This window comes from Labrenzia sp. OB1 (assembly GCF_001624695.1).
In the GTDB taxonomy this organism is placed as follows: Bacteria; Pseudomonadota; Alphaproteobacteria; order Rhizobiales; family Stappiaceae; genus Roseibium.
Genome location: NZ_JSEP01000011.1, coordinates 171,050 through 181,919 on the forward strand (window position 1 = coordinate 171,050; position 10,870 = coordinate 181,919).

10 protein-coding genes and 1 pseudogene are annotated in these 10,870 nt (G+C 57.0%); 4 read left to right on the forward strand and 7 right to left on the reverse strand.

Annotated features, from left to right (window positions below; all coding sequences use genetic code 11):
- The first annotated feature begins 137 nt into the window (after positions 1-137).
- Complete coding sequence (locus tag OA90_RS16320; protein ID WP_068414057.1) at positions 138-617, forward strand: Lrp/AsnC family transcriptional regulator; 480 nt, start codon at positions 138-140, stop codon at positions 615-617.
- 64 nt (positions 618-681) lie between these two features.
- Here OA90_RS16320 and OA90_RS16325 read toward each other — a convergent pair whose 3' ends face one another.
- The gene (locus OA90_RS16325) at positions 682-1,965 is read right to left on the reverse strand and encodes an FAD-binding oxidoreductase (RefSeq protein ID WP_068414060.1); all 1,284 of its coding nucleotides are present in this window, start codon (positions 1,963-1,965) and stop codon (positions 682-684) included.
- A 240-nt stretch (positions 1,966-2,205) separates the two neighbouring features.
- Between OA90_RS16325 and OA90_RS16330 the strand changes: the two genes are divergently transcribed.
- Together OA90_RS16330 and OA90_RS16335 are read left to right on the forward strand one after the other, a co-directional pair.
- The gene (locus OA90_RS16330; protein ID WP_068414064.1) at positions 2,206-3,171 is read left to right on the forward strand and encodes a sodium:proton symporter; all 966 of its coding nucleotides are present in this window, start codon (positions 2,206-2,208) and stop codon (positions 3,169-3,171) included.
- A gap of 78 nt (positions 3,172-3,249) precedes the next feature.
- Positions 3,250-4,035 carry a DUF2259 domain-containing protein gene (locus tag OA90_RS16335; RefSeq protein WP_068414168.1) on the forward strand — a complete coding sequence of 262 codons (786 nt, stop codon included), beginning with the start codon at positions 3,250-3,252 and terminating at the stop codon, positions 4,033-4,035.
- A gap of 312 nt (positions 4,036-4,347) precedes the next feature.
- Here the strand turns inward: OA90_RS16335 and OA90_RS16340 are convergent, their stop codons facing one another.
- From OA90_RS16340 to OA90_RS16365, 6 genes are read right to left on the reverse strand one after another with little or no spacing between them, the layout of a single operon-like run.
- Positions 4,348-5,241, reverse strand: a complete 894-nt coding sequence (locus OA90_RS16340) for a DMT family transporter (RefSeq protein ID WP_068414171.1) — start codon at positions 5,239-5,241, stop codon at positions 4,348-4,350.
- Between the two features lie 2 nt (positions 5,242-5,243).
- Positions 5,244-6,122 carry an ABC transporter permease subunit gene (locus OA90_RS16345; RefSeq protein ID WP_068414067.1) on the reverse strand — a complete coding sequence of 293 codons (879 nt, stop codon included), beginning with the start codon at positions 6,120-6,122 and terminating at the stop codon, positions 5,244-5,246.
- Positions 6,119-7,126 carry an ABC transporter permease gene (locus OA90_RS16350; protein ID WP_068414070.1) on the reverse strand — a complete coding sequence of 336 codons (1,008 nt, stop codon included), beginning with the start codon at positions 7,124-7,126 and terminating at the stop codon, positions 6,119-6,121. Before OA90_RS16350 ends, OA90_RS16345 begins: the two co-directional genes overlap by 4 nt.
- Positions 7,123-7,959, reverse strand: coding sequence for a dipeptide/oligopeptide/nickel ABC transporter ATP-binding protein (locus tag OA90_RS16355; RefSeq protein WP_208986166.1), 837 nt, complete (start codon positions 7,957-7,959; stop codon positions 7,123-7,125). The genes OA90_RS16350 and OA90_RS16355 overlap by 4 nt, the downstream gene beginning before the upstream one ends.
- On the reverse strand, positions 7,925-8,728 hold the full coding sequence (locus tag OA90_RS16360) for a dipeptide/oligopeptide/nickel ABC transporter ATP-binding protein (RefSeq protein ID WP_208986167.1): 804 nt from the start codon (positions 8,726-8,728) through the stop codon (positions 7,925-7,927). The genes OA90_RS16355 and OA90_RS16360 overlap by 35 nt, the downstream gene beginning before the upstream one ends.
- Positions 8,718-10,286 (reverse strand): ABC transporter substrate-binding protein, encoded by a 1,569-nt coding sequence (locus OA90_RS16365; RefSeq protein ID WP_208986168.1) that lies wholly within the window; start codon positions 10,284-10,286, stop codon positions 8,718-8,720. The genes OA90_RS16360 and OA90_RS16365 overlap by 11 nt, the downstream gene beginning before the upstream one ends.
- 373 nt (positions 10,287-10,659) lie before the next feature.
- Between OA90_RS16365 and OA90_RS28600 the strand changes: the two are divergent.
- A pseudogene (locus OA90_RS28600) lies at positions 10,660-10,870 on the forward strand (IS630 family transposase); the annotation flags it as partial.

Here is a 10,870-nt window from a genome sequence, read left to right on the forward strand (position 1 = left end):
CTCTCCGACCGGCGTTTCAGGCGCGCCGCCTCCGGTCAACCTCTTCTCAGATAAATATCATCCTTTTCTCCGGCAAATTCTGTGCTATCGTCACGGGAATTCGCCCCGACACAGCATAAATATTCCCGAATCCCTCCATGACAGACAAATATCTTCTCGACCCTTCCGACGTTCGCGTTCTTCGTGTCCTTCAGCGCGACGCCTCGCTGTCCATAGCCGAGGTCGCCAAGGAAGCCGGCATGAGCCAGACTCCCTGCTGGCGAAGGATCAAGCGATTGAAGGAACAGGGCATTATCCGTCAGATCACCGCCATCATAGACAGGGAATCCGTCGGCCTCGGTTTCGTCGCCTATTCCTTCGTCAAGCTCGCGGTTCCCAGCCGGGACAACATGGAAACCTTCGACAAGCTGGTGCATCATTGGCCGGAAGTCGTCACTTGCGAACGCATCACCGGGGCAGTCGACTATCTTATAAAGGTAGTTACCGACGACATCAAAACTTACGACAATTTCCTCAGGCTGAAGCTGCTCGACAACACGCTGGTTTCAGACGTGCAGTCGCGAATCGTGGTCAATACGGTCAAGGACACCGTCGCCCTGCCTCTGCGCGAGAGCTGAGCCGGAAACCGGTCGCGGAGCGCTTGTCGCGCCCTTTCGGCCGACGTCTTCCCGAAAGCCCGCCTCACGCCATGAACCGGAGCGGAGACAGGCCTGCCGGATCCAGCACCGGCGCCTTACCGGCGATCATCTCGGCGAGCAGCCGGCCGGTGATAGGCCCGAGCGTGAAACCGTCATGCCCATGACCGAAATTCACCCACAATCCGGGAATTGTGGGCGATGCCCCGACCACGGGAAGGGAATCTGGCAGGCACGGCCGCGATCCCATCCATGGCGTATCCTGCAGCGGCGCGCCAAGTGGCATGAGATCTTCCGCCCGTCGTCTGGCTATCGCGACAATTTTTGGATTGGGCGGAGCGTCGCGCTCCACAAGTTCAACGCCGGTCGTCAGGCGGATGCCATTGTCCGTCGGTGTCAGCACCAGGCCATTGTCCACATCGACAAGCGGACGTGACAGGGAAGCTCCCGACAACGGCCGGTAGTGCATGTGATAGCCACGCTTGATCGCAAGCGGATAGTTTTCGCCCAGCGCCTTCATGATGTCCTGCGACCAGGCACCAAGCGCGATGACCGCATTTCCGGCAAAGACCGTGCCGCGTTCGCCATCAAGCCGCCATCCGCCCCGCTTGCGCTGCAGCTTTGCGGCATCCGCACGGAAATACCGGCCACCTTCCTGGATAAACGTCCGCCAGAAAGCATCGACGACCGCACCCGGATTGGAGACGGAACAGCTTTCGGTCCAGTGGACCGCCTTCACGCTTGCCGCTCTGCGGCCGGTGATTTTCAGGCCCGGTTCAAGCATGCCGATCTCACCGGCCGACAGCTCCTCATAGGCAACCCCGTAGACCCGCGCATAATAGCGCTCTGTGTCGCTCCGGCTGTAGGAGGCCGCGGACCGGTGCAGATGAAGCCAGCCGCCCTGCCGGTAGAACCGGTCCGCATTCGCGGAACGGGCCAGGTCGAGATGTTCCTGAACTGCCAGGGCCCGCAGGGGAGCGACGACCCGCGAATAGAGTTCGGCACCCCTCGGGCCGCTGGCCGCGTGATAGCGCCGTAACCAGGGAAGCAGACGAAACAGCGTTCCAACGTCATAGGAAACGGCGCTCGATTGCCCGAACAGAACCCACATCAGCTCCCGCACGCGCGACGGCACCGCGTGCGGCACGAAGCCGTTGCGCTGAACAATGCCCGCATTGCCGTAGGATGCCTCCAGACCGGGGTGTGTCCGGTCAATCAGGGCAACGTCCAGACCCAAACGGCGCAGGTGCAGCGCTGTCGAAACCCCGACGATGCCGGCACCGAGAACCATTACCTCGAAAGACTGGTTTTGCTTTGCCTGCTTCGCCATTTCCTTAAGCCACGAACTCCCGTTCCGTCCCCTGTCGTCGACCGGTCGAAAGGTGCGGCCCGTCTCCCCCTCGCGCGCCCTGCATCCGCAAGCCTGCAGGCGCGATACACTGCAAAGCTTCAGGGTACGCCCCTGGATCGATACGCATTCCGGCGTCAGATGTTTCCATATCAATGCCGGTTGATCTAAAAGACTAGGGCGTAACCTGCCGCCCGACGTTTTTTCCGGAGACAAGTTTAGATGATTCGAGTGTTTGGGGCAGGTCTTGCATGGATAGGCCTCCACGGAACCGCCGCGCTGGCCGTGAGTATATTCATCGGCCTCGCGCTGCCCGCATTGTCCACCTTTTTGCGGCCCTATCTGACCCTTGCCGTTTTCTGTCTCCTGACCCTGGCTTTCCTGCGGGTCGACAAAAACGCGATCAGGTTGCGTTTGCGCCGCCCCGCGCTGCTGATTGCCGCGCTTGTCTGGATGATGCTCGGCGCACCTCTTCTAACATGGCTGGCGATCGAAGCCTCCGGTCTCGCGGTCCTTGGTCCGGATGTCGTCCTGGCGCTGTTCATCTCCACCGCCGCGCCGCCTGTCATGGCCGCCCCCGCCTTCATCTATTTGCTCGGCCTGGACGCCACACTCAGCCTCGCGCTTTCCGTGGCGGCCCTGATCGTGACCCCGCTCACCGCGCCCTTCATCGGCGAGCTGATGCTGGGCCCTTCCCTGCCCTTGAGCGTAAGCGGACTGGCTGTGCAACTGTCCCTCCTGCTCAGTGGCGCTTTCCTGCTGTCCGCGGCATTCCGCAAACTGGCCGGTGCGGAGCGCCTTTCCCGCAGCAGCCTTCACATCAGCGGATTGAATGTGCTCCTGCTTCTGTTCTTCGCCATCGCCGCCATGGACGGTGTCGCGCTGAGTTTTCTGCAAAAGCCGGTGTTCACTCTCGGGCTCACCGCCCTCACCTTCGTATTGGCGCTGCTGCAGATCGGGCTGACCCTGCTTGTTTTCGCTCCCGCCAGCCGCGAGGACGCCTATGCGATCGCGCATACCTGCGGAACCCGCAACATGGGCCTGATGGTGGCGGCATTCGGCGGCACGCTGCCGGAATTCACCTGGCTGTGGTTCGCGGTCGGGCAGTTCCCGATCTACATGCTGCCGATGCTTCTCAAGCCCTTCGTGCGCGTTTTCTGCAAGCTGAACAACAAAAGTGTGACGTAGCAGGCCTCATAATCCTGCCAGTCATGCTTAGCTTGCGGAAACCGAATTCGAATGTCACTTGATTTCCAAGGAGCCGTGATGCCCCAGCTTCAACCAGGACTCAGCCTGCTTTTGCGGACAGCACTGCGCTGCCTGTCGGTTCTCCTCTTCTTGCCCCTCCTCGCGTCCGCCGCCATGGCCGGTGACACGGCGAAAGCGGAAATCCTGGGCTTTTCAGAAGACGGCGCCTATTTCGCTTTCGAGCAATACGGTATCGAGGACGGCTCCGGCTTTCCCTATTCGGAGATCTTCGTGCTCGATGTTGCCAACGACCGCTGGGTGACCCCCTCGCCCTTCCTTGTGCGCAACCAGAACGAGGACGAAATCGAAGCCGGCGGCGTCTTTGATCCGGATGCCCTGGTGACAGCGGTACGCACGGAAAACCGCGAAAAGGCACTGCAGCTTCTGCAGACAACCCGGATTGCCGGAAAGGGCCTGACGGCAGGCCACAATCCCCGCACGGAACTTAATTCCGACCCGTTCCGGATGGTCGTCGCACCGAGCGATTTCTTCCGGCCTGGCGAGGACGAGCTGGAATTGAACCTGAACGAATACCTGCTGACCTCGGACAGATGCGCAGGCTTCAAGATCGACGATACGCGCGGCTTCCGCCTGACCATGACCTACAAGGGCCAGACGCGTGTCCTCAACCGGGACACCAGCCTGCCCGAAAGCCGCGGATGCCCGCTCGCCTATCGCGTCGAGCGCATCATCACCCATTTTCCGGAAAATGGATCGCCGGTCTATGCGGTCCTGATCCAGATGGACACCCACGGCTTCGAAGGCCCCGACCGGCGCAACCTGGCGATCACCGGACAGCTCTGAGCGCTGAAAAACCTCCGGTACCGGCCACCTCTTTGTTCTCATGATGCATAAAACGCGAGACCATTCCTGCGCGGGTTGTTCAATCAATGGATCCTGAAACTGATTGTGTCTTGTCACCAATCAGCCTCAGGCCTTCAATGCGAGTGAACAACCTTTTTGGATTCCACACCTACCCCACGAGCAGACAGAACCGAGCTGTTAAGAACCGTACATATACCGGATTTGAGAGCGCCTCATTCATAGTTGATCTTAATTTCAGGCATTATGCCGACCGGGATGCCGACTTGTAGCGCAATGCATTTTTCCAGAAGATCAGCGCGGCGCCGGTTCTACACTGAGTGTCCTATCTTTTAGCGCAACGACCATTGTCGCACCGATGATGCATGTTGCAGCCAAATAGAACGCTGGCTCCGGGATGATACCAAAGAAAAGCCCATCTGCGATCACCGCGAACACCAGCGACAGGTATTCAAAAGCAGCCAGCTTTGAGACCTCACTGTACTGATAGCTCAGCGTCATCAGGATGTGCGCTATTCCGCCGGAAAAACCCGTGCAAATCAAAAGGCCAAGTAGTTCCCAGCTTGGTAACACCCAGTCAAAAAGCAACGTCGCCAGACCGGCAACCGTACAAGTGAGTGCGAAGTAAAAGGCAATTGCGCCGGCGTTTTCCGTTAAAGCGAGGCTCCGGACCTGGATTTTTGCGCCCGCGGTCAGGATTGCCATTGCCAGGGCAAGCCCGACTCCAGTCAAATATTCGGCGTCGAAATCAGCGCTTGCAGCCGTCGGAATAATCAGCACCAACATGCCCACAAAACCGAAAAGAACCCCAAACCAGCGTGCGTTGCTGACGGTCTCCTTCAACAGAATAGCAGCCAGGACAACCGCCAGAACAGGGGCCATGTAACCGATGATCGAAGCATGCGACATGGGTAGGTATTTCAGGCTTGCAAAGCTTGCAAACATGGCAATGCACCCCAGGAGACACCGCACGATATGCCTGCCCGGGCGTTTTGTCTTGAGACCAGAGGGAAACTCACGTGTCCACATCAGGAACAAAACCAAAGGGATCAAGGCAAACGCACTTCGAAAGAAAACGACCTGACCAACCGGGATCTCGCCGGACAGGAGTTTGATGAAGAGCACCATCAGGGCAAAAAAGAAAGTCGCACCAACCCGCAAGCTGATACCTTTGAAATCAAAAGACATGTTCATTCCGAAATCGTGCTGCGACTGTCGACGAGATCTCGCAGTTGATCCCCCATAAGGTTGATCGTCAGAACGGTCACAAGAATTGCCAATCCGGGGAAAATCATAAGATGTGGTGCGGTCTGAAGATAGGCTTTGCCGCTGAGCAACATGGCCCCCCATTCTGCATTCGGTGGCTGGACACCAAAGCCCAGGAAACTCAATCCGGAAATGGACAGGATGCTTCGGGACCAGGAATTGGTCCATAGCACAAGCAGACTGGCGCCGATGTTTGGCAGAATGTGGCGCCACAAGATGAGCCATGACGGCAGATCGTTCAGCTTGGCCTGTGTGATGAAGTCACGGTGTGCGAGATCGATGCTGAGGCCACGAACAAGACGGGCGAACTTCATCCAGCCAACGAGAATGAGCGCCAACACCATATTTGCCGTGCTTGGCCCCAAAACACCGGCGATTGTGACGGCTGCGACCAATTCGGGAAAGGCAAAGAAACTGTCCGTCATGCGCATCAATGTTATGTCGGCGAACCTTCCGAAGTGGCCAGCGGCAAGACCAACAAGGGTTCCGGTAATTGCGCCGATCAACGTGATTAAAAATGCCAGACCAACTGACCAGACACCGCCATAAAGCAGTCTTGTCGCAACATCCCGGCCAAGCTGATCTGTGCCAAACCAATGCTCCGAGGAGGGAGGAGAGAGCCGATTGAGAAAATCCGGCGCGTTGGGAGCATAGGGCGTGAAGAAAAACCCCGCCGCGGCAATCGCTCCTGAAATAACGAGACCCAAGCCGATGTTCTTGAGGAAACGGTCAAGATTTTTGCCATGCTGCTTTTGTTTGAGGTTGGCTTCCTCCGTGAGGCTCAGATCGCTTGCTACTGTCATGAGCGCACCTCATCGCCGACGTCAGTATTTGAGAGCAGCTCGAGCGACTTACGGGGATCCAGAGCATCCTGAAAGAGCTCAATCAGCGAGTTGATCAGAACGTATACAAGTGCAAAGAACATCACCAGAAACAGGATCAAGGGATAATCTCGGGACAGTACTGCCCCAGCCAAGAGCGAGCCAATACCGCCCCGGGCGAAGGTCAGCTCAACAATAATGGTACCTTCCAGAAGACTGGCGACGTCCAGACCAATCATCGTGAGCGCTGGAACCGCCGCATGTCGCTGGATGTGCCGCCAGAAGATCTCTCTCTCGCTGACACCACGCAGCCGCAACGTCTCGATATAGGGGGCCGATTTGGCTTCCAGAAAAAACGTCCGCAAAAGGCGGGTTTGCGAGGCCATGATCCAGAAAGCCAGCGTAAGGGCCGGCAGGACAATGTGAGCCGGAGTACCCGTCCCGTAGGACGGAAGCCAATTGAGCTCTACGGCGAACAACAGGATCAACAGGAGCCCGAGCCAGTAGTTCGGCATTGCGGCACCGATTGACGCGAGGGCGACCGCAAACCGGTCGGCGAGGCTTCCCGGCTTCCAAACCGAGATTGCGCTCAAACAAAAGGCGGCGACCAAGCCAATTGCGAGGGATGACGCAGTGAGCGCGAGTGTCTCCGTGATGTTGGCAAGGAAAATCTCCAGAACAGGTACGTTGGACGCAAAGGAGTTGCCGAAGTCGCCCTGAACGAAGCGCCATAACCATTGGAAAAACTGCACAAAAAAGGGTTCGTTCAAATAAAATTCCTGGCGAATGCCATCCAGGATTTCCGGCGGGAATCCCTGAGCATCCGGATAGCGTGCGTGCGCGATGGCCGCTGCTTTGTCCCCCGGTGCGAAATAGGTCATCGTGAACGTGATGAAGCTTATCCCGAGGAGAACACACACCAGGCCGGACAGTCGTCTGCCGGTCGCCAGGACAGCAGAGACCAGTCGAGATGCGAAGTCGGTCATTGGTGTCCCTCATCTGCCATGAGGGGATCTTGCGGCAAACTGCCCAAGTCCCTCGCAGCCTCGATAAGGTCCCGGCAGTAGCGGCTTGCCGGACGTTCAAAAAACATCTTCGCCGGCTGACAGGCTTCCATCCTGCCGTTTCGAAGCACCAGCATTTGATCTGCAAAGGTCGCGGCAAAACCCAGGTCATGAGTAACGATGACAAAGGTGTTTCCGTAGCGCGCCTGAATTCGTTTCATGGTGGCTGCGATTTGTTTTTGAACGATTGCGTCAAGCGCACTGAGTGGTTCGTCAAAAAAGATGAGATCCGGCTGCGCAACAAGAGCCCGGGCAAGGCAAGCACGCTGAGCCTGGCCCAAAGAGACTTCAGTCGGTCGGCGCGTTGCCAATGCGGGCGGCAACTCGACATCGTCAAGCGCGGCTGCGACGGCTTTGTCCTGCTCGGCCCCTGAGAGCCGTTTCGAATAAGCTCCTTCGCCAATGGAGGCCCCCAGCGAAAGCCTGGGGTTCAAGGCCGCGATCGGATCCTGCATCACCCATCGGCTCTGCTGCAGGCCAGGAGGGCCTTGCCACCGTCCTTTATGGGTAATTGCCGGGCAGGTTCTGGGATGGAACGACAGCTTTTCAAAGCGCGCTGGTATCAAGCCGTTCAGTGCCTTGAGCAAGCTGCTTTTGCCCGAACCGCTTTCACCGGCGATACAAAGCGTTGCCCCTTCGGGAATTGAAAAGGAGACTTCCTCGAGGATGGTGTTTTTGGAAATGGTGATGCTGAGGCGGTCAACGGAGAGCATGTAAAGTCTATTCTGCCGCAATGGAACAGGACGATTGCCCAAAATCCCTTGCGATCCAATCTCGATGGTTCACCAGGAGTTGGCCGTAGTCGGATTGGGGCGCCGACAAAAGATGCGCGGTTTCGCCGACTTCAACAACGCGTCCGGCGTTCATTATGGCTGTGCGGTCCGCATATCTTGCCGCAAGAGACAGATCGTGGGTCACGATCAGAACGGCAACATCGTGTTTCTCGGCATATTTCATCACGGCGCGAAGCACTTGAGCGGCTATCAGCGGGTCCAACGCTGAAGTCGGCTCGTCCAGGATGAGCAGACGCGGTTCACCTATGAGAGCCATGGCCAGAAGCAGGCGCTGCTGCATACCGCGACTCCACTCATACGGAAAACATGTCCCAAACGGCTTAAGACCGAGCTCTTCAAGCAGCGGCTCCTGCGCTTGGGAAATATTCGTGCGGCCTGCGAGAACCCGGAGGGCTTGCTGCCATTGCCACAAAAGCCGCTTGAGGGGGTCGAATCCTTGGTCAGGGTTTTGCGGAACATAGGCAATGCGCTTTGGTTTCCGGGGTTTTCCCAAAGCAGAGAAGTCCCTCTCCTGACCATCGAAAGCAAGTCGCCCCGCGAACGGTACTGCCGGACGGGTCAGCCCCATCAGACAGCGTAGAAGCGTCGACTTTCCCGCCCCTGACCCGCCGACGACAGCGAGGCATTCGCCACGTCCGATCTTCAGACTGACATCGTTCAAAATCACCTGTCGGCCGATACGGACCGACAGGTTCTCCAGATCCAGCAGTGTGTTTGGTTCACTCGGCAAGTGTCAGGTCCGGCGTTACAAGATAGGTTTCAGCCGGGTGGATTCTGTAGCCTTGCACCTTGCCATTGCCAACGGACACCTGCGTCTTGTGGAAGACCGGAATCAGTGGCAATTCGGTGTTGATGATCTCCTGAACGCGGTCGTAATACGACTTGCGGACCTCATCATCGAAATTCTCGCGACCTTTTCTGAGAAGCTCATCCAGCTCCGTGTTGGAGTATCCGGAAAAATTGTAACTGACGCCAGTTTCGACCAAAGTGCCCGGAAAATAGCCAGGGTCACCCTGCGGCGCTGTTCCCCAGGCCTGAAGATGCATGTCGATCTCACCCGCTTTCAGGGCTTCGTTATTGGCATCATATTCTGCCATGGAAATCTCGGAACCGATGCCAATTTGCCGAAGCAATGCCTGTGAGATCTCCAAAGTCGGACGCAGCGCGGCGCGGCCTTCGTAGGAGCGGATTTTCAGGGTAATCTCTTCTCCATCCAGCTCCCGGATCCCATCATCGTTAGTGTCTATGATGCCGGCTTCATCCAGCAGCGCCCTGGCTTTTTCAGGGTTGTAATCAAGCCTCAGTTTTGTGTTGGCCCAGGAGGCCATACTTGCCGGAAAGATGCCGTTCGCAACATCGCCGCCAACACCGTTCAAAGACGCGGCAACAATCGTTTCGCGGTCGAGCCCAAGAGACACGGCGCTTCGAAGCGTTGCATTGGCCAGAGGACCGTCCGCAGTCCGAACCTGGAAAAAGAACAGGCGGGTCGTTGGTCTCGAGAACAGTTGGCCTTCGTTCTTTTCTTTCAGAGCAGCAAAGTCTGGCTCCGGATAGTTGGTTACCAGATCGACATCACCGGCTTGAAGCGCCAAAGCGGCAACGGACGGATCAGACAACGCGTCCATCACAATGCGGTCCAAATTGGGCTCGCCTCCCCAGTAGTCGGTAAATTTGCGGGTCTGGTAGGTCTTTTCCGGTTCGGCCAGTTCAAAGACAAAAGGTCCGGTGCCAATTAGCGGCAATTCATCCGTGCCGTCCTTCAACACAGCAGCGGACGGTTCGGTCAGTGACCACAAGAAAGCGGAATTCGGTGACTTTGTTTTGAAGACCAGGCCGTAATCGCCCACGACTATGATGCCGTCAATATCGAGCAGTCTGGACAGTCGGGGATTGTAACCCGAATGCCCTTCTGTATCGATTTTTTCAAACGACGCCTTCACATCTTGCGCCGTCATTGCGGACCCGTCGTGGAATTTCACGTCCTTGCGAAGTGTCAGTTTCCATTCTAGCGGCGACAGGTTTTCAAACGTTTCGGCAAGACGCGGCTGCATGGTCATGTCGTAGCCGAGCCCAATCAAGGTTTCCGATACACCCGCCCGGTTGCTGAGCCAGCCGTTTTGCCGTGCTCTTGGATCGGGCACACTACTCTTTGGGCCGAAAGGAACAGCAATACGCATGGTTCTTTCGGCAGCATTGGCGGCTTGAGGAGCGACCGTAAATGCAACCGACGCAACGGCGCCCATTCCCAAAAGTGCGGCGAAGGCGGGTCTGATAATCTGCTTTGACAAAATAGGCTCCGGAAGCTGGATAGAGAACTCGAAGAGCAAAATTCATATTTGTAATAATATAACATATCAAGAAGAATTTTGACTGGACGCCCTTGCCGCGCCCCAGACGGATGTCTGCTCAAGCTTCAACCCACTTGGGTGTTTAGTCCCGGCATTTGATGGATCGGATTGAGGCCGAAACCTTCGGGTTCAAAAGTCCATATCCTGCAAATGTATTCATAGGGTGTTAGCTGTGGTTTCTGATCAGGTTGTTCCGTTAAGGGTCTGAATTAGGCGAACAACCTTCTCATACCAAGCGACGAATTTGACGACTCTTTTGGATTCCCAAAGTTTCGCGAATATGATTCCTGATGGGGAACATGAGGAGTTTGCCATGTCCGCCCCTATCCGTCTTCGAGATGACTTTGATGCTCCAACCCTTCGTCATCTAGCCCGTGGCTCGGTGAATGCCGATCAAACACGGCGCCTTTTGGCGCTTGCAGTGATCTATGACGGCGGCTTGCGCAGCGATGCGGGTGCGGTCGGCGGCGTGACGGTCCAGGTGATCCGCGACTGGGTCTTGCGTTTCAATGCAAAAGGCCCCG

What these genes read in the sequence shown, in the direction of transcription:
- OA90_RS16335 (WP_068414168.1), top strand. Translation starts at nt 3,250, where the DNA reads ATGCCCCAGCTTCAACCAGGACTCAGCCTGCTTTTGCGGACAGCACTG.
- OA90_RS16340 (WP_068414171.1), bottom strand. Translation starts at nt 5,241, where the DNA reads ATGTCTTTTGATTTCAAAGGTATCAGCTTGCGGGTTGGTGCGACTTTC.
- OA90_RS16350 (WP_068414070.1), bottom strand. Translation starts at nt 7,126, where the DNA reads ATGACCGACTTCGCATCTCGACTGGTCTCTGCTGTCCTGGCGACCGGC.
- OA90_RS16320 (WP_068414057.1), top strand. Translation starts at nt 138, where the DNA reads ATGACAGACAAATATCTTCTCGACCCTTCCGACGTTCGCGTTCTTCGT.
- OA90_RS16345 (WP_068414067.1), bottom strand. Translation starts at nt 6,122, where the DNA reads ATGACAGTAGCAAGCGATCTGAGCCTCACGGAGGAAGCCAACCTCAAA.
- OA90_RS16325 (WP_068414060.1), bottom strand. Translation starts at nt 1,965, where the DNA reads ATGGCGAAGCAGGCAAAGCAAAACCAGTCTTTCGAGGTAATGGTTCTC.
- OA90_RS16330 (WP_068414064.1), top strand. Translation starts at nt 2,206, where the DNA reads ATGATTCGAGTGTTTGGGGCAGGTCTTGCATGGATAGGCCTCCACGGA.